This is a genomic window from Bradyrhizobium tropiciagri, assembly GCF_018130545.1.
In the GTDB taxonomy this organism is placed as follows: Bacteria; Pseudomonadota; Alphaproteobacteria; order Rhizobiales; family Xanthobacteraceae; genus Bradyrhizobium; species Bradyrhizobium tropiciagri_A.
The window spans coordinates 161,374-183,611 of record NZ_JAFCKF010000006.1; the positions used below are offsets into that span (position 1 = coordinate 161,374).

The following is a 22,238-nucleotide window of genomic DNA, read 5'->3' on the forward strand; positions in this document are numbered from 1 at the left end:
TAATGCGCGATGGGTTCAGCTTGAACGCCATCGCGCTCTAGCTCGTTGTTTGAGCATGATCTTTTCCGAAAGCCGCTTCACGCTTTTCCGGATCATGCTCTGGCGCGTGCGCTGAATGACAAAGCGAATTCACAGACCAAATTCACAGGCGACGACAACAGCATGTCCAGCAACCCGTTCGAAACCGCTGACATTCTCGACGGCATCCGCCGCTGGGTCGAGATCGAGTCTCCGACCGAGCGGCCGGATCAGGTCAACAAGCTGGCCGATCTCGTCGCGGCTGGCTATCGCGACCTGCCGGCCACGGTCGAGCGCATTGCGGGGCGCGACGGCTGCGGCGATCATCTGGTCGCACGCTCGTCCTGGGGACAGGACGCGCCGGGCATTCTGGTATTGAGCCATCTCGACACAGTCCATCCGATGGGATTCATCGAACGGTTACCGTTCAAGATCGACGGTGACAGCGCGTTCGGCCCCGGCATCTACGACATGAAGGGCGGCGCCTACCTCGCCTATCATGCGTTCCGGCAAATCTGCGCCGAAGATGCGCGGCCGCCACTCGGCATCACCCAGCTCTACGTCTCGGATGAGGAGATCGGCAGCCCGACCTCGCGTGCGCTGATCGAAGCCGAGGGCCGCAAGGCCAAATATGTGCTGGTGACCGAGCCCGCGCGCGACGGCGGCAAGATCGTCACCGGGCGCAAGGGCGTGGCGCGCTTCGACGTCAACATCAAGGGCGCGCCGGCACATGCCGGCACGCGCCCCGAGGACGGCCGTAGCGCGATCCGGGAACTCGGCCATGTGATCCTGGCGCTGGAGGGGATGAACGACCTCAAGCGCGGCATCACCGTCAATGTCGGCGTGGTCCGCGGCGGCACCAAGCCGAACGTGATCGCCGAAGAGGCCTATGCGGAAGTCGATCTGCGCGTACCGACCATGGCCGACGCCGACGAGCTGGTGCCGAAGATCCTCGGCATCACCTCGCGCACCGAGGGCGTCACGGTGAAGGTGACGGGTGAACTGAACCGTCCGCCCTATGAGAAGAGCAATGCCGGTGCCGCACTTTACGAACACGCCAAGGGGCTTGCCGCCGAACTCGGCTTCGAACTGATCGACGTCTTCACCGGCGGCGGTTCCGACGGCAATTTCACCGCGCCGCATACCGCGACGCTCGACGGCCTCGGCGTCGACGGCAAGGGCGCACACACCCATTATGAGCAGCTCTATATCTCGTCGATCGAGCCGCGCGCGCGGCTGCTCCACCGGCTCTATCAGACGCTGCGATGACTTCAGCTCCGAACGACACCGACGATCGCGAGTCTCCTGATGACGGCGCGATGGCCCATTCGCGCGGCTCGTTCTTCGGCCGGCGCAAGGGCCACAAATTGCGCGCGCACCAGGCCGACCTGATCGACACGCTGCTGCCGCATCTGTCGGTCGACATCTCGATGCCCGCACCCGGGGCGCTGACCGAATTGTTCGATGACGGCATCGAAAACGTCAGGCTCGAGATCGGCTTCGGCGGCGGCGAGCATCTGATCGCGGAAGCGCAGGCATTCCCGGCGACCGGCTTCATCGGCTGCGAACCCTATGTCAACGGGATGGCGAAGATCCTGACCCAGATCGAGGCGCACAACGTCGGCAACATCCGACTGTTCGCCGGCGACGCCGCCGAGCTCCTGGCCTGGGCGCCAGCGCGCTCGCTTACACGTATCGACCTGATCCATCCCGATCCCTGGCCGAAGCGGCGGCACTGGAAGCGGCGCTTCGTGCAGGATGCAACGGTCGCTGCAATGACGCGGCTGCTGCCGCCCGGCGGCGAATTCCGCTTCGTCAGCGACATCGACGATTACTGCGCCTGGACCTTGGCGCATCTGATGCGCTCGCCCGACTTCGCCTGGCTCGCCGAGCGCGCGATCGATTGGCTCGAGCCGTGGCCGAACTACACGATGACGCGCTACGGCGCCAAGGCCGAGCGCGAAGGGCGCAAGGCGGCGTATTTGAGATTCAGGCGATTGGGCTAGTCGTCATTCGGGGGCGCGACACAGTCGCGAGCCCCGAATAGTCAGCCTTGCCGCGCCTTCCTGACGTCGGTCGCCTCCCAGACCATGCGCTTGCCGCGCTCGCGGCCGAGCAGCTCGATCGGATCGTGATTGTCGATGTGGCCGAACTGGCCCTTGTAGACGCTGTAGCCGCACAGCTCCTGCAAGCGGCGCGGAAAGCGCTCCGCGGTCTCGCGCGGAATGCCGAGTTGCAGGTTTTCCTGCTGTCGCATCCAGCCCCAGCAGTAGGCGCAGGAGAAGGCAAAGCGCCTCCTATCGCTGGTGTTGGCGCCACCGCCGTGCCACAGCGCGCTGTCAAACAGCATCACGCTGCCGGCCGGCATGGTCGCGGTGACCGCGTCGTAATCCCTGCCGTATTCCGGCGACGAATCGAGTTTGTGGCTGCGCGGAATGATCCGGGTCGCGCCATTGTCGTCGCGGAAATCCGAGAGCGCCCAGATCGCGTTGATCGTGATCGGAATGTGCGGCCGCGGCAACGGGATCAATTGGGTGTCTTCATGAATCGGCTGCGCCACCTCGCCGGGGCCGAGCACCAGCGAGCAGAACGACGACAGCAGGCATTCCTTGTCCAGCACGCGCTCGACCACCGGCAACACGTTGTCATGCAGCGGCACCTCCCAGAACAGATCGTCGTAGGTCAGGAGGTTGTTGATGCGCAGCGTCTTGAAGCCTTCGAACGACGTCCGCGCAAGGCCGAGATTGTGCTCGCTCTCGATTCTGAGCACCGCCGCCTTCAATCCCTCGACCAGGTCCGGTGAAGCGGCGCGCTCGATCACGGTGTATCCGTCGTCGCGGATCCGCTCGGCGTGCGATTGGATGTCGGCGTCCGTCAGCATGACAATCTCCCCGTTGGCGCTGTGTCGCGCCTTGCGGAAAGCATAGCGGAACGCGCTGAGTTTGGGAGATATTTTGACGGTACCGTCACCCTGAGGAGCGCGGAACGCGCGTCTCGAAGGGTCGACGGCCACCGACCGGGCCGTGCATCCTTCGAGACGCGCTACGCGCTCCTCAGGATGACGGAATGAAGAGTGTCCTTGCGGGCTACCGCGACTTCCAGAAATCCACGACGCGCTGCGCCGTCGACGGCATCAGGCGCGTGAAGTTCACCCGCGCGCCTTCGATATCGGCCGGCGACGGCACACGGTTCGGCCCGAGCCGCATCAGGATCAGGGCACGCACGGTTGGCCATTCGAAGCCGATCGTCTTGCCGGCGATCAGGATCGGATCGTAGCGGTCGCCGGAGATCAGGCGATCGAGCGTGACGATCTTCACACTGGCCATCGCGGCGATCGCCGCGACGCATTCCTCGTATTTGAAGGCCTTTGCGAAGCCTGCCACCGCGGCCTCGTTCAATTGGCCGGCGCGATGCAGCGCCAGGATCGTGCGCTGGGCGGCGGCGAAATCGCGGCCCTCGACCTGCGCGACGACGCCCTCGATCTCGCTCAACGCCAGCTTGATCTCGGCCTGCCGTTCCGGTTTGGCGACGATGTGCAGACGGCGGCGGATCACGTCGATCGAACCGGCCAGCAGGCCTTTCAGATGCTCGGGCGGAAGATCGTCACGGCGGCCGATCCGCAAGGTCAGCACGCCGTCCTGGCTGGCACGGCGCACCATCGTCGCAAAGGAGATGTCGGAGAACGCGGCGCCCGCATTGCCGGCCGCGCATCGGATCACGTCGCGATCGCCGCGACGGACGAGGACATCGGTCAGCGCGGTCGAGATCTTCGACCGTTCGGCCATCGCAAGCAGATGGCCCTGACCCTTGGCATTGGCGATCTCGACCAGCACCTTGTCGTCAATCACCGGCGAGCGCCGCAGCACCGGCCCCGCGATCGCGACCTCGTCTTCGCGGGCGAGTTGCCCGACCAGGCGCCGCGGCGCATTGGCGAGTGGCGCGAGCCGTTCGGCGAGATCGATCCGCGCCGCGAGCTCGGCATGCGGCACCAGGCTGGTCAGCACCCCGTCGAACAGGTCGATATGATCGGGACGGAAGCTCGAGGCGCCCTGCAGGAACAGCTCGCCGAGCCGCCGCGCGGCGTCGGCGCGGCGCTGTGGGTCGCCGCGACGGACGATGTCGTCGAGTTCCGGGATCAGCGCAGGGGCTGTCGTCATGAGCCTTGTCCAACCGGCGACTTCTGCCGATTTTCGGCAATCTATGACCCCGTTCGTAAACGGAGGGTTAGATCGAATCCGGCTCCGGGACGCCGCAAAATCGCGTTCCGCGGGGCCCGGAGGCCTTGCCGGACCCCGGCAAAAGGGCTATATCCACCGCAACTTATGGTATCTCATACGATCGCGTAGGAGAGTGGGCCCCCCGGGACCCGCTCTTTTTTATTACCTGACGGGACCCAACGAGGCCGGGTCCAGTTTGGGTAGCGTTAGCGGCCCCTTAAGGCCACCTGAACAACACAACAGACCTCAGCAGCCTTTAGACGTTAGACAGCTTTTGACACTGGATATGACCGATCCGATCGCCACGCCCGTGGACACCGAACTGCTCGCCGAGCCGCGGCTTGTCGTCGAGCCCGGGGTCGCGGCGCGCGTCGCTGCGGTCGCCGTCCCGGTGCTGCAGGGCATGGGCTATCGCCTGGTGCGCATCAAGGTCTCGGGCGACGCCGGCTGCACCGTGCAGATCATGGCGGAACGCCCCGACGGCTCGATGCAGCTCGAGGATTGCGAGGCGATCTCGCGCGCGCTGTCGCCGGTGCTCGATGTCGCCGATCCGATCGAGCGCGCCTACCGGCTGGAAATTTCATCGCCCGGCATCGACCGACCGCTGGTGCGCCGCTCCGACTTCGAGCGCTACACCGGCCATCTCGTGAAGATCGAGATGGCGGTGCCGCATGAGGGCCGCAAGCGGTTCCGCGGCCTGCTCGCCGGCGTCGAAGGCAATGCCGTGCGTATCAAGCGTGACGATCCGCGTCCGACCGAGGACGCCGAGGTTCTGCTGGTGATGGAAGACATCTCGGACGCGCGGCTGGTGCTGACCGACGAGCTGATCGAGGAATCGATGCGCCGCGGCAAGGCCGCCGAACGCGAGCTGCGCCGCGAGCTCGGCCTCGCGCCGCCGCAGCCGGCCCACGCCAAGAACAGCGATCCTACCAAGAGCCAAAAGCCGAAACCCAAGTCCGATCACAAGCCTGGTACCAAGCCCGGCAACAAGCCGGCGCCGACCAACACCAAAAAGCACCGCCTGGCCGCCGAGCGCGCGCGCCGTGGCGAGATCGATCCATTCGAAGGAGACTAAGCCATGGCAGTCAGCGCCAACAAACTCGAACTGCTGCAGATCGCAGACGCAGTTGCGCGCGAAAAGTCGATCGACCGCTCCATCGTGATCGCGGCGATGGAAGACGCCATCGCCAAGGCCGCACGCGCCCGCTACGGCAGCGAGACCGACGTCCATGCCGAGATCGATGCCAAGAAGGGCGAGCTGCGGCTGACCCGCCACATGCTGGTGGTCGATGTCGTTGAAAACTCGTCGAACCAGATTTCGCTGCACGATGCGCAGCGCGCCAATCCCGGTGCCCAGGTCGGCGACACCATCGCCGACACGCTGCCGCCGCTGGAATATGGCCGCATCGCCGCGCAGTCCGCCAAGCAGGTGATCGTGCAGAAGGTGCGCGAGGCCGAGCGCGACCGGCAGTATCAGGAATTCAAGGATCGCATCGGCGACATCGTCAACGGCATCGTCAAGCGCGTCGAATATGGCAGCGTGATCGTCGACCTCGGCCGCGGCGAAGCGATCGTGCGCCGCGACGAGATGCTGCCGCGCGAAGTGTTCCGCAACGGCGACCGGGTCCGCGCCTATATCTTCGACGTCCGCCGCGAGACCCGCGGTCCGCAGATCTTCCTGTCGCGCACCCATCCGCAGTTCATGGCGAAGCTGTTCGCGCAGGAAGTGCCGGAAATCTATGACGGCATCGTCGAGATCAAGGCGGTCGCCCGCGATCCCGGCTCGCGCGCCAAGATCGGCGTGATCTCGCGCGATTCCTCGGTCGACCCGGTCGGCGCCTGCGTCGGCATGCGCGGCTCGCGCGTGCAGGCCGTGGTGAACGAGCTGCAGGGCGAGAAGATCGACATCATTCCGTGGTCGCCCGACATCGCGACCTTCGTGGTCAACGCGCTGGCGCCGGCCGAAGTCGCCAAGGTCGTGATCGACGAAGAGCGCGAGCGCATCGAGGTCGTGGTTCCCGACACCAACAACCAGCTGTCGCTGGCGATCGGCCGCCGCGGCCAGAACGTCCGCCTCGCCTCGCAGCTCACTGGCTGGGACATCGACATCCTGACCGAGCAGGAAGAATCGGAGCGCCGCCAGGCCGACTTCGAGAACTCGACCCGCGTGTTCATGGAAGCGCTCAATGTCGACGAAGTGGTCGGCCAGCTGCTCGCTTCCGAAGGCTTCACCTCGGTCGAGGAACTCGCACTGGTCGACGTCAAGGAACTCGCCGGCATCGAAGGTTTCGACGAGGAGACCGCGACCGAGCTGCAGACCCGCGCCCGCGAATATCTGGAACAGCTCGAGGCCGAACTGGAAGCCAAGCGCAAGGAACTCGGCGTCGAGGACGCCATGAAGGACGTCCCCGGCATCACCGGCAAGATGCTGGTGAAGCTCGGCGAGAACGACGTGAAGACCGTCGAAGATCTCGCCGGCTGCGCCACCGACGATCTGGTCGGCTGGACCGAGCGCAAGGAAGGCAGCGAGCCGACCAAGCATGCCGGGTTCCTCGACGGCATCGAGATCTCGCGCGACGAAGCCGAGGCCGTGATCATGCAGGCCCGCCTCAAGGCCGGCTGGATCACCGAGGCCGATCTCGCCAAGCCTGCTGAGGAGGCCGAGGCCGCCGAAGCAGAAACGGCGTCGTAAGGAGATGCCCCACGGATGCTCGCTCAGGCTGACCCCGATCTCGACGATGGGCCGCGGACGCAGAAGTCCGCGACCACGCGGATGTGCGCGGTCAGCCGCGAGGTGCGTCCGCTCGACGAGCTGATCCGGTTCGTCGTCTCGCCGACGGGCGAGGTGATCCCCGACCTCAAGCGCAAGCTGCCCGGCCGCGGATTATGGGTTTCCGCGTCGCGGCGCAGCGTTGCGGAAGCGGTCCGTCGTCACCAATTTAGCAAGGGATTCAAGCGCGATGTCCGTGTCGCGCCGACCCTTCCCGCCGACACCGAGACCCTCCTGGTGCGCAGCGTGACCGAGGCCCTGGCGATGGCCGCCAAGGCCGGTCAGGTCGTTGCGGGCTTCGGCAAGGTCGAGGACGCACTCAACCGGAACGAAACTGCAGCCCTGATCCACGCTTCGGACGGCGCCGCGGACGGAATCCGCAAATTGGACGCGATCCTCAGGCAAAGGGGCGAAAAACGTGGTGAATCGGCGGTAATCGCCGTCGTCAATGTTTTGACGTCGGATGAATTGGATTTGGCACTTGGGCGGTCAAATGTGATACATGCTGCGCTGCTCGCGGGCCCGGCGAGCAAGACGTTCCTGTCGCGCTGCCAGATGCTGGTCCGATACCGGATGGCCGACGACGACAAGACCGCCGAAGCGGCCAGAAATTCCAGAGCCTGATCCAGGAAGGCGGACGCCGTCTTTCCGACCGGATCATGCTCAGCAGAAGAACGACGCATTGAAGGATTTGTGCGGCAAACGCACAGCGAAACGAGATTAGGACTGCTGAATGGTTGATACCAAGACCCCTGGCGACAAGACTCTGAGTGTCCCGAGCAAGACGTTGTCGCTGAAGCCGCGCGTCGAGACGGGCACCGTGCGCCAGAGCTTCAGCCACGGCCGGACCAAGCAGGTCGTGGTCGAGAAGCGCGGCAAGCGCCGCGTCGGTGGCGACGGCCCCGGCGAGGCGCATGCGCCGGAACCCGTGGTTGCAAAGCCTGCGGCACCTCCTGTCGCCAAGCCCCCGCTCGGCCGCCCCGCGGCCCCGCCGCAGCGTAACACCCGCTCCGGCGTGGTGCTGCCGACCCTGACCGAGGACGAGCGTTCCGCGCGCGCCAACGCGCTTGCCGACGCGCGCCAGCGCGACGTCGAGGAGCGCCGCCAGGCTGAAGAGGAAGCCAAGCGCCGCGCCATCCGCGAAGCCGCCGAGAAGGTCGAGCGCGAGGCCGCCGAAACCCGCCGCAAGGCGGAAGAAGAGCGCCATCGCCACGAGGAAGAGGCCAAGCGCAAGGCCGAGGTCGAGGCCAAGCGCCGCTTTGGCGAGGGCGAGGGCAAGCCCGCCGCGCCGGCCGCCACGGCACCCAGGCCCGCGACAGCCGCACCTGCATCTGCTCCGGCCGCCCGCGCGCCCGCAGCCCGCCCGACGACCACGACAACCGCGCGCACACCGGCCTCTGCGCCGCGGGCGCCGGCGGTTGCGGCCGGACCGGACGAAGACGAGGGTCCGCGCATGGTGCGTCGCCCCGGAGGCGCCGTGCGCCCCGTCGCGGCTCCGAAAACCACCCACAAGCCTGGTCCGCAGAAGGAGCGCGGTCGCCTCACGCTGACCACTGCGCTCAACGCCGACGACGTGCGCGAGCGCTCGATTGCCTCGTTCCGCCGCCGCACCCAGCGCCTGAAGGGGCATGCGTCGAACGAGCCGAAGGAAAAGCTGATCCGCGAAGTCGTCATTCCGGAAGCGATCACGATCCAGGAACTCGCGAACCGTATGTCGGAACGCGCGGTCGACGTCATCCGCATGCTGATGAAGCAGGGCGCGATGCACAAGATCACCGACGTGATCGATGCCGACACCGCGCAGCTGATCGCCGAAGAGCTCGGCCACAGCGTCAAGCGCGTCGCGGCGTCCGACGTTGAAGAAGGCCTGTTCGACGTCGTCGACAATTCCACCGACACCGAGCCGCGTTCGCCGGTCGTTACCGTCATGGGTCACGTCGACCACGGCAAGACCTCGCTGCTCGACGCGCTGCGCCACGCCAACGTGGTGTCCGGCGAAGCCGGCGGCATTACCCAGCATATCGGCGCCTATCAGGTGCTGTCGCCCGAGAGCGGCACCAAGATCACCTTCATCGACACGCCCGGCCACGCCGCGTTCACCGCGATGCGCGCCCGCGGCGCCAAGGTCACCGACATTGTCGTGCTGGTGGTCGCGGCCGATGACGGCGTGATGCCGCAGACGATCGAGGCGATCAACCACGCCAAGGCGGCCAAGGTGCCGATGATCGTGGCGATCAACAAGATCGACAAGCCCGATGCGCGGCCCGAGCGCGTGCGCACCGAGCTGCTGCAGTACGAGGTGCAGGTCGAATCGCTCGGCGGCGACGTCGTGGACGTCGAGGTCTCGGCCAAGAACAAGACCAATCTCGACAAGCTGCTCGAGATGATCGCGCTGCAGGCTGAAATCCTCGATCTGAAGACCAACTCGGAGCGTCCGGCGGAAGGCACCGTGATCGAAGCCAAGCTCGATCGCGGCCGCGGTCCGGTCGCGACCGTGCTGGTCCAGCGCGGCACGCTGCGCGTCGGCGACATCATCGTGGCCGGCGCCGAGATGGGCCGCGTCCGCGCCTTGATCTCCGACCAGGGTGAGAATCTCGAAGAGGCCGGTCCGTCCGTGCCGGTCGAGGTGCTCGGCTTCAACGGCCCGCCGGAAGCCGGCGATCGTCTGGCCGTTGTCGAGAACGAAGCCCGCGCCCGCCAGGTCACGAGCTACCGTGCGCACCAGAAGCGCGAGAACGCGGCTGCCTCGATCTCCGGCATGCGCGGCTCGCTCGAGCAGATGATGTCGCAGCTGAAGACCGCGGGCCGCAAGGAGTTCCCGCTGATCGTCAAGGCCGACGTGCAGGGCTCGCTGGAAGCGATCCTGGGCTCGCTGGAGAAGCTCGGCACCGACGAAGTCGCCGCTCGCATCCTGCATGCGGGTGTCGGCGGTATCTCGGAGTCCGACGTCACGCTGGCGGAAGGTTTCAACGCCGCGATCATCGGCTTCTCGGTCCGCGCCAACAAGGAAGCGGCTGCGGCAGCCAAGCGCAACGGCATCGAGATCCGCTACTACAACATCATCTACGACCTCGTGGATGACATCAAAAAGGCGATGTCCGGCCTGCTCGCGCCCACGCTGCGCGAAACCATGCTGGGCAACGCGCAGATCCTGGAGGTGTTCAACATTTCCAAGGTCGGCAAGGTCGCGGGTTGCCGCGTCACCGACGGCACCGTGGAGCGCGGCGCCAATGTTCGCCTGATCCGCGACAACGTCGTGGTGCACGAAGGCAAGCTGTCGACGCTGAAGCGCTTCAAGGATGAAGTGAAGGAAGTGGTCTCCGGCCAAGAGTGTGGCATGGCATTCGAGAACTACGGCGACATGCGTGTCGGCGACGTGATCGAATGTTACCGCATCGAAACGATCCAGCGCTCCCTGTAAGTCCAAATCTTACCAAGCGTTGGGTCCATTTGACTGAAAATGCGACGACGTGGCCGGACTTTGGTCCGGCCACCAGCGCATTGTCTGATTGAAAGCAAAGCTAGGACATTGATGCCCGCGGCCACGGCCTGCGGGCGCGACGGTTTTGGAAAAAGGTCATGCCCCGTCAAAAGAAGAGTTCCAGCCCCGGCGGCTCACAACGTCAGCTGCGCGTTGGCGAAACGGTTCGCCATGCAGTTGCCGAGATTCTGTCACAGGGTGAGGTCCACGATCCCGATCTCGAAGGCCACATCGTCACCGTTCCCGAGGTGCGTATGTCGCCGGACCTGAAGCTCGCGACGGTCTATGTGATGCCGCTCGGCGGACGCGACACCGACACGGTGATCGCAGCGCTCGAACGCAACAAGAAGTTCCTGCGCGGCGAGATCGCGCATCGCGTCAACCTGAAATTTGCACCCGATATTCGCTTCCGCGTCGACGAGCGGTTCGACGAGGCGGAGCGCATCGAGAAACTACTGCGGACACCTGCGGTGCAGCGAGACCTTGCACCCGATTCGGACGACGAGGAATGACTGTGATGACGACCAACAGCGTTATCGACGCGAAGGATGCCGACGCGCGCGACGCTGAGCGGGATGCTTTTGCCGGACAGCGCAGCGACGATGCGCGCCGCACCAACAACGACCCGCGCCAGAAGCAGGGCAGGCAGAACCAGCAGCCGCGCCGCGACAAGCGCGACGTCCATGGCTGGGTGGTGCTCGACAAGCCGATCGGGATGACCTCGACCCAGGCGGTCGCCGTGCTCAAGCGCCTGTTCCAGGCCAAGCGTGCCGGCCATGCCGGCACCCTCGATCCGCTGGCCTCCGGCGGCTTGCCGATCGCACTCGGCGAAGCCACCAAGACGGTGCCGTTCGTGATGGACGGTCGCAAGCGCTACCGCTTCACGGTGGCCTGGGGCGAGGAGCGCGACACCGACGACACCGAGGGACGGCCGGTCCGGACCAGCGAGAACCGGCCGACCGCCGATTCGATCCGCGAGCTGCTGCCGCGCTTCACCGGGGTGATCGAGCAGATCCCGCCGCAATATTCGGCGATCAAGGTGCAGGGCGAGCGGGCCTATGATTTGGCGCGCGACGGCGAGACCGTGGAACTGAAGCCCCGCCCGGTCGAAATTCACGAATTAACCCTTGTGGAACATGGAGATAACGGCCAGTCCGTGTTCGAGGCCGAGTGCGGCAAGGGAACCTATGTCCGGGCCCTGGCTCGCGATATGGGCCGGATTCTGGGTTGTTTCGGCCATATCTGCGCCCTGCGGCGGACCCTTGTCGGTCCGTTTACCGAAGCGGACATGATTCCGCTGGAACAGTTGGAGGCTTTATGCAATAGAGCCGCGTCTGGCGAGGGCAGCCTCGCCGACGCGCTTTTGCCCGTTGAGACCGCGCTGGACGACATCCCGGCACTGGCCGTCACACGGGCTGATGCGGCAAGGCTCCACAGGGGTCAGGCCGTTTTATTGCGCGGACGGGATGCGCCCAATACCAGCGGCACAGTCTATGTCACGGTAGCAGGCCGACTTCTCGCGCTTGCCGAAATTGGCAATGGCGAACTCATCCCCAAGCGCGTGTTCAACCTGAACGGACTGACTGCCAGTCCGGCTCGCAACAATGAAAGTAACTGACGATGTCGATTACCGCAGAACGCAAAGCGGAAGTCATCAAGACGAATGCCAACAAGGCCGGCGACACCGGCTCGCCCGAGGTTCAGGTCGCGATCCTGTCGGAACGCATCAATAACCTCACCGAGCACTTCAAGAGCCATGTGAAGGACAACCATTCACGCCGCGGCCTCCTGAAGCTCGTGTCGACGCGTCGTTCCCTGCTTGACTACATCAAGCGCAAGGACGAGGCGCGCTACAAGGCGCTGCTCGAAAAGCACAACATCCGTCGTTGATTTGAGAAGCACGCGCGCGAGGTTCGCGCGCGTTTTCGCATGGTCGTCCGTGAACTCGGGCTTTCGAATTGTCGAAAGATGATCATGCGCAACAGCATGGCAATCGCCATGCGCACTAGCGTCCAGCAGCAATCCGGCAGCTGGACCGGGCAAGATGCCCAGATGACCGAAAGGATGGACGCCATCCGAAATCCAGAGACCATGGCAGGATCGCCGGATGCTGATCGCCACAAGCGCATCAGTGTCTCGCCGTCTTGGCATGGTCTTTGTGCTTCAGGGCACCGTGCTTTCGTGAAACCATGAAAGAAACCGAAATGTTCAATTCGCATTCCGTCGAGATCGACTGGGGTGGACGTCCCCTCAAACTTGAAACCGGCAAGATCGCCCGTCAGGCCGACGGCGCCGTGATGGCGACCTATGGCGAGACCGTGGTGCTCGCCACCGTCGTCGCGGCGAAGGCGCCGCGCGAGGGCGTCGACTTCCTGCCGCTCACGGTCGACTACCAGGAGAAGACCTACGCTGCCGGCCGCATTCCCGGCGGCTATTTCAAGCGCGAAGGCCGTCCGACCGAGAAGGAGACGCTGGTCTCCCGCCTGATCGACCGCCCGATCCGTCCGCTGTTCGTCGACGGCTGGCGCAACGAGACCCAGGTCATCGTCACCGTGCTGTCGCACGACATGGAGAACGATCCGGACATCGTCTCGCTGGTCGCCGCCTCCGCCGCCCTGACGCTGTCGGGCGCACCGTTCAAGGGCCCGATCGGCGCCGCACGCGTCGGCTTTGCCAATGACGAATTCATCCTCAACCCGACGCTGGACGAGATGACCGAGACCCAGCTCGACCTGGTCGTCGCCGGCACCGCCGACGCCGTGCTGATGGTGGAGTCGGAAGCCAAGGAGCTCAACGAAGACGTGATGCTCGGCGCGGTGATGTTCGGCCACCGCCACTTCCAGCCGGTGATCAACGCGATCATCCAGCTCGCCGAGAAGGCCGCCAAGGAGCCGCGCGAAGTCACCACGATCGACAATTCGGAGATCGAGAAGGAGATGCTCGGCATCGCCGAGCAGGAGCTGCGCAAGGCCTATGCGATCCCGGTCAAGCAGGAACGCTATGCCGCGGTCGGCGCCGTCAAGGAGAAGGTGCTCGCGCACTTCTTCCCGGAAGGCCAGGAGCCGAAATACGACAAGCTCCGCGTCGCCGCGGTGTTCAAGGAACTGGAAGCCAAGATCGTTCGCTGGAACATCCTCGACACCGGCAAGCGCATCGACGGCCGCGACGTCAAGACCGTGCGCAACATCGTCGCCGAAGCCGGCGTATTGCCGCGCGCCCACGGTTCGGCGCTGTTCACCCGCGGTGAGACCCAGGCGATGGTCGTGACCACGCTCGGCACCGGCGAGGATGAGCAGTACATCGACGCGCTGTCGGGGACGTACAAGGAAACCTTCCTGCTGCACTACAACTTCCCGCCCTACTCGGTCGGTGAAACCGGTCGCCTCGGCGGCACCAAACGCCGCGAGATCGGCCACGGCAAGCTCGCCTGGCGCGCGATCCACCCGGTGCTGCCGCCGCATCACGAGTTCCCGTACACGATCCGCGTGGTCTCCGAGATCACCGAGTCGAACGGCTCGTCCTCGATGGCTTCGGTCTGCGGCGCCTCGCTGTCGCTGATGGACGCCGGCGTGCCGCTGAAGCGGCCGACCGCCGGTATCGCCATGGGCCTGATCCTCGAGGGTCAGCGCTTCGCGGTGCTGTCGGACATCCTCGGTGACGAGGATCATCTCGGCGACATGGACTTCAAGGTCGCCGGTACCGACCAGGGCATCACCTCGCTCCAGATGGACATCAAGATCGAGGGCATCACCGAGGAGATCATGAAGGTTGCGCTTGGCCAGGCCAAGGAAGGGCGCATCCACATTCTCGGCGAGATGTCCAAGGCCCTGACCGCGGCCCGCGCCGAGCTCGGCGAATATGCGCCGCGCATCGAGACCTTCAAGATCGCCACCGACAAGATCCGCGAAGTGATCGGCACCGGCGGCAAGGTGATCCGCGAGATCGTCGAGAAGACCGGCGCCAAGGTCAACATCGAGGACGACGGCACCGTGAAGGTCGCCTCCAATGACGGCGAGGCGATGAAGGCCGCTATCAAGTGGATCAAGTCGATCGCTTCCGATCCGGAGGTTGGCCAGATCTACGAGGGCACCGTCGTCAAGGTGATGGAGTTCGGCGCGTTCGTGAACTTCTTCGGCGCCAAGGACGGCCTGGTCCACATCAGCCAGCTTGCCTCCAGTCGCGTGCAGAAGACCTCCGACGTCGTCAAGGAAGGCGACAAGGTCAAGGTCAAGCTGCTCGGCTTCGACGACCGCGGCAAGACCCGCCTGTCGATGAAGGCAGTGGACCAGGAGACCGGCGAGGACCTCGAGGCCAAGCAGAAGAGCGACGCCCCGGCGCCGCGCGAAGCCGCCGGCGAGTAAGCCTGTTTGGAACGAAACCACGAGGGGCGGCCGAAAGGCCGCCCCTCGTTTGTTTGTCGTTTGATCCGGCGCGCTCCGGCTCGGCGTATGAGCCGGATGGCGGAACTCGCCGGCAGCGTCATCATCGCGTAGGCTGGCGACAATGATAGCGCGCCACAATTCCACGCGAAGCGCATCGCAGCCCGAGAGATCAACGATGACGCCAACGGTGATCCGCGCCGCCCGGCCGGACGAATACGACGAGATCGCCCGCGTCTGGATGGAGAGCTGGGTCACGACGGGCCTCGCCGAGGCCAATGATGCCCTGCTCGCCAATCTGCGCGAGCGTCTGCGCCACGAGATCGCGCAGGGCTGGAGCCTGTTCGTCGCCGACGACAACGGTAAGCTGGCCGGCATGCTGGCACTGCACATCTCCGGCCATTACCTCGATCAGCTCTTCGTCGCCCCCGACTATCAAGGCAGGAGCATCGGGCGCCACCTGCTTGCCTTCACACGCGCGCAGATGCCCGACGAGATCTGGCTGAAATGCGCCCGCGGAAACGAAAAGGCCTGGCGTTGGTATGAACGCGAGGGCTTTTTGTACGAAGAGGAGAAGATCAACCCGCTGAACGGGCTGATGATGAAGTATTACCGGTGGAAGAGAGTTCGCGGCTGACCTGCCGCGCATGTTCGTCCACGCCGAAGAAAGGCTCAAGCACCATGATCAAGCTGTACTGGTCGCCGCGCTCGCGCTCGTTCTCCGCCATCTGGCTGCTGGAGGAATCCGGCCTGGCTTACGAACGGGTGCTGACCGATATCAGCACCGGCGCGCAGAAATCGCCGGACTTCCTCAAGATCAACCCGATGGGCAAGGTGCCGGCGTTGACCAACGGCGACGCGGAGCTCGCCGAAGCGGCGGCGATCTGCGCCTATATCGCCGATCGCTATCCCGAAACGAAGCTCGCGCCGGCCGCGACCGACCCGAAGCGCGCACGCTATCTGCAGTGGCTGTTCTTCTCGCCGAGCTGCATCGAGCCGGCACTGATCCAGCTCTTCACCAAGCTCGAAGTGCCGACCAGCACCGCATCATGGGGCAGCGCCACGCAGGTGTTCGACGTGCTCGACGCCGAATTGCAGAAGGGGTCGTGGATCCTCGGCGATCAGTTCTCCGCCGCCGACATCGCGATCGGCGCGGGACTGAATTTTGCGGTGCGCGTGTTCAAGATGGTGCCGCCGCGGCCGTCGTTCGATGCCTATATCGACCGCTGCGTGGCGCGGCCTGCATTCCAGCGCGCGGAGAAGATCGCGGCGGGGTGAATTTGCGATCTCGCGTAGCCCGGATGAAGCGCAGCGCAATCCGGGACATTTTCTCCGCGGCGACGGACCCGGATTTCGCGGAGCCTGTCATCGGGCGCGCGTTCGCGCGACCCGTTGGCTCCATCCGGGCTACCAAGCAGTGGAGTTCCGAACGACCTATCTCGGCACGACGCGCGGATCGACGTCCTGCGTGTAGTCGACGCCGTCGATGCCGAAGCCGAACAGGCGCAGGAACTGGGTCTTGTATTCGCCGAGGTCGGCCAGCTCGCCGAGCGTCTCGGTGGTGAGCAGCGGCCAGCGCCGCGACACTTCGGTCTGCACGTCCGGCGAAAGCTCCCAATCGTCGACCCGGATGCGCTGTGCGTCATCGAGCGCGACGTCCTTGCCGAGGCGGGTGCGGAACAGGCGGTCGATCTGCTCGATGCAGCCTTCATGCAGACCGAGCTGCTTCATCACCTTGAACAGCACGGTGCCATAGAGCGGCACCACCGGTATAGCCGAGCTCGCCTGGGTGACCACGGCCTTCAGCGCGACGACGCGGGCCGCGTCGGCACCAAGCCGGCCGCGGATCGCTTCCGCCTTGCTGTCGAGATCGACCTTGGCGCGGCCGAGCGTGCCGTTCCAGTAGATCGGCCAGGTCAGCTCACTGCCGATATAGGTGTAGTTGAGCGTGCGGAAGCCCGGCGCCAGCACCCCGGCATCCGCGAGTTGATCGATCCAGCGCTTCCAGTCGTCGCCGCCCATCACCGCGACGGTCGCCGCGGTCTGCTCTTCGTTCGCCGGCTCAAGGGTGGTCTGGAACACCTCGCCGGTCTCGGTGTCGAGCGTCTTGATCTCGACCGGGGCGCCGAGCGGCTTGATCACCGAGCGATAGGTCTTGCCGGTGTCCGGATCGGTCCGAACCGGCGCGGCCATGCTGTAGACCAGCAGATCGAGCTGGCCGAATTTTTCGCGCACGCGCGCGATGAAGTCTTTCTTCAGCTCGTCGGAGAAGGCGTCGCCTTCCAGCGTGAGCGGAGAGCGTCCGATCTTCTCGGCCTCGATCTCAAAGGCGCGGTTGTTGTACCAGCCGGCGCTGGCGCTTCTCTTTTCCGACGGCTCGCGCTCCAGCGACACGCCGATCGTATCGGCGCCGCCGGCGAAGGTCGCGACGATACGGCTCGCAAGACCATAGCCTGTCGAGCAGCCCAGCACGGCGACGCGCTTCGGGCAGTCGGCAACCGGGCCCTGCTTGAGGACATAGGCAATCTGTTCGCGGACATTGGTGGCGCAGCCAACCGGATGCGCCGTCGTGCAGATGAAGCCTCGCACGCGCGGTTCGATAATCATTCCCACCCCATTCCGGATCGTTGCAATATCCCCATTCGCTGCCTGCGGACCTCCCTCAGCAAGCGAGGAGAGATGAAATCACGCGTCAAGCCGCCTGAACACCAGCGTCGCGTTGGTGCCGCCGAAGCCGAACGAATTCGACAGCACGGTGGTGAGCTTGGCGTTGTCGATGCGCTTGCGCACGATCGGCATGTCGGCGAATGCCGGATCAAGCTCGGTGATGTGCGCGCTCTCGCAGACGAAGCCGTTGTTGAGCATCAGCAGCGAGTAGATCGCTTCCTGCACACCGGTAGCGCCGAGCGAATGGCCGGTTAGCGCCTTGGTCGCCGAGATCGGCGGGCATTTGTCGCCGGTGCCGAACACCTTGCGGATCGCCTCGATCTCCGGCGGATCGCCGGCCGGCGTCGAGGTCGCGTGCGGATTGATGTAATCGACCGGCGTGTTGACCGTCGACATCGCCATGCGCATGCAGCGCTCGGCGCCCTCGCCCGACGGCGCCACCATGTCGTATCCGTCCGAGGTCGCGCCATAGCCGACGACCTCACCATAGATCCGCGCGCCGCGTGCCTTGGCGTGCTCGAGCTCTTCCAGCACCACGACGCCGGCACCGCCGGCGATCACGAAACCGTCGCGGCTGATGTCGTAGGGACGCGAGGCCGTCGCCGGCGTGTCGTTATACTTCGAGGACATCGCGCCCATGGCGTCGAACAGCACCGACAGCGTCCAGTCGAGTTCCTCGCAGCCGCCGGCGAAGATGACGTCCTGCTTGCCGATCTGGATCGTCTCATAGGCGTTGCCGATGCAGTGGTTCGACGTCGCGCAAGCGGACGAGATCGAGTAGTTCACGCCCTTGATCTTGAACCAGGTCGCGAGCGTCGCCGATGCGGTCGACGACATGCCCTTCGGCACAGCGAACGGACCGACGCGCTTCGGGCCCTTGGCGCGCGCGATATCGGCGGCCTCAACCAGCGTGCGCGTCGACGGTCCGCCGGATCCCATGATGATGCCGGTACGGATGTTGGAGACTTCGTTCTCCTCGAGGCCGGAGTCGCGGATCGCCTGTTCCATCGCGACGTGATTCCAGGCCGCACCTTCGGCAAGGAACCGCATCGCGCGGCGATCGATCACCTCGGCAGGATTGAGTGTCGGCGCACCGTGCACCTGCGACCGGAAGCCAAGCTCAGCGGCCTTCTCCGCACGCGAAATGCCCGATTTCGCCTCATAGAGGCTCGCAAGCACTTCCTGGGTGTTGTTACCGATGGACGAGACAATGCCCATCCCCGTGATGACAACCCGCCTCATGTTCGCCTCGCCCTGCCTTTAAGTTTCCGCATCACGGTCCTGCTCAAGACGGCGCCGTGCCCTGCTTGAACAATCCGACTTTCAAGTCCTTGGCGCGATAAATAATCTCGTCGTCCATGGAAAGCCACCCGTCGGCAATTCCAAGCACGAGCTTGGACCGCATCACGCGCTTGATATCGATGTTGTACACAACCTTGCGCGCGTGCGGCAGCACCTGTCCCGAGAACTTCAGCTCGCCGAGGCCGAGCGCGCGGCCACGACCTTCGCCTCCGCTCCAGCCCAGGTAAAAGCCGACCATTTGCCACATGGCATCGAGGCCGAGGCAGCCCGGCATCACCGGATCGTTCTTGAAATGGCAACCGAAGAACCAGAGATCCGGCTTCACTTCGAGCTCGGCGCGCACCAGACCCTTGCCGTACTCGCCGCCGGTTTCCGAGATCTCGCTGATCCGATCGAACATCAGCATCGGCGGTAGCGGCAACTGGGCGTTGCCGGGACCGAAAAGCTCGCCCCGCCCGCAAGCCAGCAAATCCTCGTATTCGTAACCGCCGCGCCGATCCAGCATCCTCTATCCACCTCTGATATCCCGATGAAGCGCCCTTTGCTTGGTCGGACCTTAATCTACCCACGGGAACTGGAATATCTCGTCCCGCATCTTGGCGCTACCTGGGTACGCTACCGGCCTGTTATCTCTGCCGAAAGCGCATATGTGGTCCGCGCGCTCTCTAACATAGGGCTAACTGGGCGGCAAAGCCGCATTCCGATGATAAATGACCGTCATCCAATAGGTTTCTACCGCAGCTTGGATTCGTTCTAGTTGCGAAAAACTTGCATCTGATGGGCATCCTTTTTATATTTATGAGGAATATTGCCTGAGTTGGGTGCATAGAGTGGATATGAACGAGGAAGTACCGGCTGTGAACGATGATGCCGTGCACCCGGCTGCCCGGGGCGCTGGGCACCACCCTGCCCTGACTGGCTGCCCGTGGCACGACGTCAACGAGATGCTGCAGTCTGCCGGTCTCCGGCCGACCCGGCAGCGCATGGCGCTGGGCTGGCTGCTGTTCGGCAAGGGTGCCCGCCACCTGACCGCTGAAATGCTGTACGAGGAAGCCACGCTGGCCAAGGTTCCGGTGTCGCTGGCGACCGTCTACAACACGCTCAACCAGCTGACCGATGCCGGCCTGCTGCGCCAGGTCAGCGTCGACGGCACCAAGACCTATTTCGACACCAACGTGTCGACCCATCACCACTTCTATCTCGAGCACAACCACGAGCTGGTCGATATTCCCGACCCGAACCTCGTGCTGTCGAAGATGCCCAACGTGCCGGAAGGCTACGAGATTTCCCGCGTCGACATGGTCGTGCGGCTGCGCAAGAAGCGCTGAGCCGGCCTAACCGTCGATTTGAGTTGTGATGGCCGGGCTCGTCCCGGCCATTTTCGTTTGGGACGAGGAAGCTCAGTCCACCTTCTCGTCGGCGTAGACGCCCCAGAGGCGCTGCTGCTCGATCCAGCCGTCGAAGCCGTTGCCGGTGACCCGGCACCAGTTGTTGGCGCACTTCTTGACCTGCGCGACGACACCGGCCTGCAGCCGTGCCGCGATCGCGCTGGTGGCGTCGGGACGATCGTACAGCGAAGCCAGATCGTCCTTGTTCTTCATCGTGACGACCGCGGTACGGCGGCCCGACAGCAGGGAGTGATAGACCCAGCCTTCGGCTCCTTCCGAATCGCGCACCCGGCGCCAGTTCTCGAACTCGGCGGTGATTTCGACCGGCAACCCCGAACGGGTGTAGACCCAGGCGACGTCGTTGTCCTTGGTCGGGCCTCCCCTGACGTTCACATGGTCGGATTTCAGGCTGACATAGCGGGGAATCGGCAGGCCGCTGGTGGTGGGGCTCAAATCCTTGGCGGTATGTCCGGGATTGACCGACGCACTCAGCATGCTCCCGACCAGCGCCACCAACGAACCGAAACGCCAGACCATCAACTCGTCTCCTGCCGAGATGTCCAACCCGCATACGGCGAGCTGCAACCCAAACCCAAATCCATGCCCGAAGGCCCCTGCGCCTGCGCCATTCCCTGCCCGCGTGGATCCGAGGGGTTCTTGTCTTGGCCCGGCCTTCTGCTAGAGAGGACGGAACGCCTGAGAGCCAGAACACCCGAATTTCCCCTGACGAAAGTCGGGGCAAGTATCGGGGAACCCTAGGAAACGCGAAGGAAACGCCGGGACAGCGCGGCTATCAGCAGTGTCGAACAACCGGGTTAATGAGGCCTCAACGGCTCGGTTTTTGACGAGCCGCGCGCCTCATGAAAGCAGGACATGTCGGTGAAGAAAAAGCCTCTCGTCGTCGTCACCCGCAAGCTGCCGGACTCGATCGAGACCCGGATGCGCGAGCTGTTCGACGCCAGACTGAATCTCGACGACACGCCGATGACGCCGGAACAGATCGCGGAGGCGGCGAGGACCGCCGACGTGCTGGTGCCGACCGTGACCGACATGGTCCGCGAGGACGTGATCAACCAGCCCGACTGCAAGCTGAAGATGATCGCCAATTTCGGCAATGGCGTCGACAATATCGACGTGGCGGCTGCGCATGCCCGCGGCATCACGGTGACCAACACGCCGAAGGTGCTGACCGAGGACACCGCCGACATGACCATGGCGCTGATCCTCGCGGTGCCGCGCCGCATGATCGAGGGCGCCTCGATCCTGACCGAAGGCAAGCAGCATTGGGCAGGCTGGTCGCCTACCTGGATGCTCGGCCACCGCATCGGGGGAAAAAGGCTCGGCATCATCGGCATGGGCCGTATCGGCCAGGCCGTGGCACGCCGCGCCCGCGCCTTCGGCCTGCAGATCCACTATCACAACCGCCGCCCGGTGGCGCCCATGATCGCCGACGAGCTCGGGGCGACCTATTGGGAAAGCCTCGACCAGATGCTGGCGCGGATGGACATCATCTCGGTGAACTGCCCCCACACGCCCGCGACCTATCATCTGCTCTCGGCGCGGCGGCTCAAGCTGATCCGGAAAGAGGCCTATATCGTCAACACCGCGCGCGGCGAGGTGATCGACGAGGACACCCTGATCAAGCTGATCGAAGCCGGCGATGTCGGCGGCGCCGGCCTCGACGTCTATGAGCACGAGCCCGCGGTCAATCCGAAGCTGGTGCGGCTCGCCCGGGCCGGCAAGGTGACGCTGCTGCCGCATATGGGCTCAGCCACCATCGAAGGCCGCGTCGAGATGGGCGAGAAGGTGATCATCAACATCCGAACCTTCCTCGACGCCCACAAGCCGCCGGACCGCGTGCTGCCGAGCATGCTGTAGGGCGCCTGTAGCCCGGATGGAGCCAACCTCCCCTGAAAAGGAGCGGTCGCCTAGCTCGTCAGAGCAAATATCGAAAACAACCCCATGCACAGTAGCCGGGGCGGCCGATCCGCATTCGGTGTCGTCCCTGCGAAAGCA

20 protein-coding genes are annotated in these 22,238 nt (G+C 64.7%); 14 read left to right on the forward strand and 6 right to left on the reverse strand.

The window, feature by feature from the left end:
- Positions 1–162 precede the first annotated feature (162 nt).
- Together JQ616_RS25900 and trmB are read left to right on the forward strand one after the other, a co-directional pair.
- Positions 163–1,287 (forward strand): M20 family metallopeptidase, encoded by a 1,125-nt coding sequence (locus JQ616_RS25900; RefSeq protein ID WP_212019451.1) that lies wholly within the window; start codon positions 163–165, stop codon positions 1,285–1,287.
- Positions 1,284–2,024, forward strand: a complete 741-nt coding sequence (gene trmB / locus JQ616_RS25905) for a tRNA (guanosine(46)-N7)-methyltransferase TrmB (protein ID WP_212019453.1) — start codon at positions 1,284–1,286, stop codon at positions 2,022–2,024. Before JQ616_RS25900 ends, trmB begins: the two co-directional genes overlap by 4 nt.
- Before the next feature lie 41 nt (positions 2,025–2,065).
- On the opposite strand, the gene JQ616_RS25910 is transcribed toward trmB, so the two are convergent.
- A complete protein-coding gene (locus tag JQ616_RS25910) occupies positions 2,066–2,899 on the reverse strand; it encodes a phytanoyl-CoA dioxygenase family protein (protein WP_212019455.1) in 834 nt (277 codons plus the stop codon).
- Positions 2,900–3,104: 205 nt separating this feature from the next.
- The gene (locus JQ616_RS25915; protein ID WP_212019457.1) at positions 3,105–4,175 is read right to left on the reverse strand and encodes a DUF2336 domain-containing protein; all 1,071 of its coding nucleotides are present in this window, start codon (positions 4,173–4,175) and stop codon (positions 3,105–3,107) included.
- A 346-nt stretch (positions 4,176–4,521) separates the two neighbouring features.
- Between JQ616_RS25915 and rimP the strand changes: the two genes are divergently transcribed.
- The 10 genes from rimP (at position 4,522) to JQ616_RS25965 (ending at position 16,143) form a co-directional block, all read left to right on the forward strand.
- Positions 4,522–5,310, forward strand: coding sequence for a ribosome maturation factor RimP (rimP, locus tag JQ616_RS25920; RefSeq protein ID WP_212019459.1), 789 nt, complete (start codon positions 4,522–4,524; stop codon positions 5,308–5,310).
- Between the two features lie 3 nt (positions 5,311–5,313).
- The gene (nusA, locus tag JQ616_RS25925) at positions 5,314–6,927 is read left to right on the forward strand and encodes a transcription termination factor NusA (protein WP_212019461.1); all 1,614 of its coding nucleotides are present in this window, start codon (positions 5,314–5,316) and stop codon (positions 6,925–6,927) included.
- A 15-nt stretch (positions 6,928–6,942) separates the two neighbouring features.
- Entirely contained in the window at positions 6,943–7,629 is a 687-nt protein-coding gene (locus JQ616_RS25930) for an RNA-binding protein (RefSeq protein WP_212019463.1), read from the forward strand.
- 109 nt (positions 7,630–7,738) lie between these two features.
- Entirely contained in the window at positions 7,739–10,426 is a 2,688-nt protein-coding gene (infB, locus tag JQ616_RS25935; RefSeq protein WP_212019465.1) for a translation initiation factor IF-2, read from the forward strand.
- A gap of 158 nt (positions 10,427–10,584) precedes the next feature.
- On the forward strand, positions 10,585–10,998 hold the full coding sequence (gene rbfA / locus JQ616_RS25940) for a 30S ribosome-binding factor RbfA (protein ID WP_212019467.1): 414 nt from the start codon (positions 10,585–10,587) through the stop codon (positions 10,996–10,998).
- Positions 10,995–12,104 carry a tRNA pseudouridine(55) synthase TruB gene (truB, locus tag JQ616_RS25945; RefSeq protein ID WP_212019469.1) on the forward strand — a complete coding sequence of 370 codons (1,110 nt, stop codon included), beginning with the start codon at positions 10,995–10,997 and terminating at the stop codon, positions 12,102–12,104. Before rbfA ends, truB begins: the two co-directional genes overlap by 4 nt.
- Positions 12,105–12,106: 2 nt before the next feature.
- Positions 12,107–12,376 carry a 30S ribosomal protein S15 gene (rpsO, locus tag JQ616_RS25950; RefSeq protein WP_016844725.1) on the forward strand — a complete coding sequence of 90 codons (270 nt, stop codon included), beginning with the start codon at positions 12,107–12,109 and terminating at the stop codon, positions 12,374–12,376.
- Between the two features lie 314 nt (positions 12,377–12,690).
- Positions 12,691–14,847: a polyribonucleotide nucleotidyltransferase gene (gene pnp / locus JQ616_RS25955; RefSeq protein WP_212020162.1), complete on the forward strand. Its 2,157-nt coding sequence runs from the start codon at positions 12,691–12,693 to the stop codon at positions 14,845–14,847.
- 196 nt (positions 14,848–15,043) lie between these two features.
- The gene (locus tag JQ616_RS25960) at positions 15,044–15,502 is read left to right on the forward strand and encodes a GNAT family N-acetyltransferase (RefSeq protein WP_212019471.1); all 459 of its coding nucleotides are present in this window, start codon (positions 15,044–15,046) and stop codon (positions 15,500–15,502) included.
- Between the two features lie 44 nt (positions 15,503–15,546).
- Positions 15,547–16,143 carry a glutathione S-transferase family protein gene (locus JQ616_RS25965; protein WP_212019473.1) on the forward strand — a complete coding sequence of 199 codons (597 nt, stop codon included), beginning with the start codon at positions 15,547–15,549 and terminating at the stop codon, positions 16,141–16,143.
- A 156-nt stretch (positions 16,144–16,299) separates the two neighbouring features.
- Here JQ616_RS25965 and fabV read toward each other — a convergent pair whose 3' ends face one another.
- The 3 genes from fabV to fabA form a co-directional block, all read right to left on the reverse strand.
- Positions 16,300–17,472 (reverse strand): enoyl-ACP reductase FabV, encoded by a 1,173-nt coding sequence (gene fabV / locus JQ616_RS25970; RefSeq protein ID WP_212019475.1) that lies wholly within the window; start codon positions 17,470–17,472, stop codon positions 16,300–16,302.
- A gap of 78 nt (positions 17,473–17,550) precedes the next feature.
- Positions 17,551–18,774: a beta-ketoacyl-ACP synthase I gene (fabB, locus tag JQ616_RS25975; RefSeq protein ID WP_212019477.1), complete on the reverse strand. Its 1,224-nt coding sequence runs from the start codon at positions 18,772–18,774 to the stop codon at positions 17,551–17,553.
- A 43-nt stretch (positions 18,775–18,817) separates the two neighbouring features.
- The gene (gene fabA / locus JQ616_RS25980; protein ID WP_212019479.1) at positions 18,818–19,339 is read right to left on the reverse strand and encodes a 3-hydroxyacyl-[acyl-carrier-protein] dehydratase FabA; all 522 of its coding nucleotides are present in this window, start codon (positions 19,337–19,339) and stop codon (positions 18,818–18,820) included.
- Between the two features lie 331 nt (positions 19,340–19,670).
- On the opposite strand from fabA, the gene irrA reads away from it, so the two are divergent.
- Positions 19,671–20,162 (forward strand): iron response transcriptional regulator IrrA, encoded by a 492-nt coding sequence (gene irrA, locus JQ616_RS25985; RefSeq protein WP_283812672.1) that lies wholly within the window; start codon positions 19,671–19,673, stop codon positions 20,160–20,162.
- 72 nt (positions 20,163–20,234) lie between these two features.
- Here the strand turns inward: irrA and JQ616_RS25990 are convergent, their stop codons facing one another.
- The gene (locus JQ616_RS25990; RefSeq protein WP_433996003.1) at positions 20,235–20,759 is read right to left on the reverse strand and encodes an SH3 domain-containing protein; all 525 of its coding nucleotides are present in this window, start codon (positions 20,757–20,759) and stop codon (positions 20,235–20,237) included.
- Between the two features lie 336 nt (positions 20,760–21,095).
- On the opposite strand from JQ616_RS25990, the gene JQ616_RS25995 reads away from it, so the two are divergent.
- Positions 21,096–22,100, forward strand: coding sequence for a 2-hydroxyacid dehydrogenase (locus JQ616_RS25995; RefSeq protein ID WP_212019483.1), 1,005 nt, complete (start codon positions 21,096–21,098; stop codon positions 22,098–22,100).
- Positions 22,101–22,238 lie beyond the last annotated feature (138 nt).

What these genes read in the sequence shown, in the direction of transcription:
- JQ616_RS25960 (WP_212019471.1), top strand. Translation starts at nt 15,044, where the DNA reads ATGACGCCAACGGTGATCCGCGCCGCCCGGCCGGACGAATACGACGAG.
- rpsO (WP_016844725.1), top strand. Translation starts at nt 12,107, where the DNA reads ATGTCGATTACCGCAGAACGCAAAGCGGAAGTCATCAAGACGAATGCC.
- pnp (WP_212020162.1), top strand. Translation starts at nt 12,691, where the DNA reads ATGTTCAATTCGCATTCCGTCGAGATCGACTGGGGTGGACGTCCCCTC.
- rbfA (WP_212019467.1), top strand. Translation starts at nt 10,585, where the DNA reads ATGCCCCGTCAAAAGAAGAGTTCCAGCCCCGGCGGCTCACAACGTCAG.
- fabA (WP_212019479.1), bottom strand. Translation starts at nt 19,339, where the DNA reads ATGCTGGATCGGCGCGGCGGTTACGAATACGAGGATTTGCTGGCTTGC.
- JQ616_RS25900 (WP_212019451.1), top strand. Translation starts at nt 163, where the DNA reads ATGTCCAGCAACCCGTTCGAAACCGCTGACATTCTCGACGGCATCCGC.
- JQ616_RS25965 (WP_212019473.1), top strand. Translation starts at nt 15,547, where the DNA reads ATGATCAAGCTGTACTGGTCGCCGCGCTCGCGCTCGTTCTCCGCCATC.
- JQ616_RS25915 (WP_212019457.1), bottom strand. Translation starts at nt 4,175, where the DNA reads ATGACGACAGCCCCTGCGCTGATCCCGGAACTCGACGACATCGTCCGT.
- irrA (WP_283812672.1), top strand. Translation starts at nt 19,671, where the DNA reads ATGAACGAGGAAGTACCGGCTGTGAACGATGATGCCGTGCACCCGGCT.
- fabV (WP_212019475.1), bottom strand. Translation starts at nt 17,472, where the DNA reads ATGATTATCGAACCGCGCGTGCGAGGCTTCATCTGCACGACGGCGCAT.
- infB (WP_212019465.1), top strand. Translation starts at nt 7,739, where the DNA reads ATGGTTGATACCAAGACCCCTGGCGACAAGACTCTGAGTGTCCCGAGC.
- JQ616_RS25910 (WP_212019455.1), bottom strand. Translation starts at nt 2,899, where the DNA reads ATGCTGACGGACGCCGACATCCAATCGCACGCCGAGCGGATCCGCGAC.
- nusA (WP_212019461.1), top strand. Translation starts at nt 5,314, where the DNA reads ATGGCAGTCAGCGCCAACAAACTCGAACTGCTGCAGATCGCAGACGCA.
- JQ616_RS25990 (WP_433996003.1), bottom strand. Translation starts at nt 20,759, where the DNA reads ATGGTCTGGCGTTTCGGTTCGTTGGTGGCGCTGGTCGGGAGCATGCTG.
- rimP (WP_212019459.1), top strand. Translation starts at nt 4,522, where the DNA reads ATGACCGATCCGATCGCCACGCCCGTGGACACCGAACTGCTCGCCGAG.
- JQ616_RS25930 (WP_212019463.1), top strand. Translation starts at nt 6,943, where the DNA reads ATGCTCGCTCAGGCTGACCCCGATCTCGACGATGGGCCGCGGACGCAG.
- fabB (WP_212019477.1), bottom strand. Translation starts at nt 18,774, where the DNA reads ATGAGGCGGGTTGTCATCACGGGGATGGGCATTGTCTCGTCCATCGGT.
- truB (WP_212019469.1), top strand. Translation starts at nt 10,995, where the DNA reads ATGACTGTGATGACGACCAACAGCGTTATCGACGCGAAGGATGCCGAC.
- JQ616_RS25995 (WP_212019483.1), top strand. Translation starts at nt 21,096, where the DNA reads ATGTCGGTGAAGAAAAAGCCTCTCGTCGTCGTCACCCGCAAGCTGCCG.
- trmB (WP_212019453.1), top strand. Translation starts at nt 1,284, where the DNA reads ATGACTTCAGCTCCGAACGACACCGACGATCGCGAGTCTCCTGATGAC.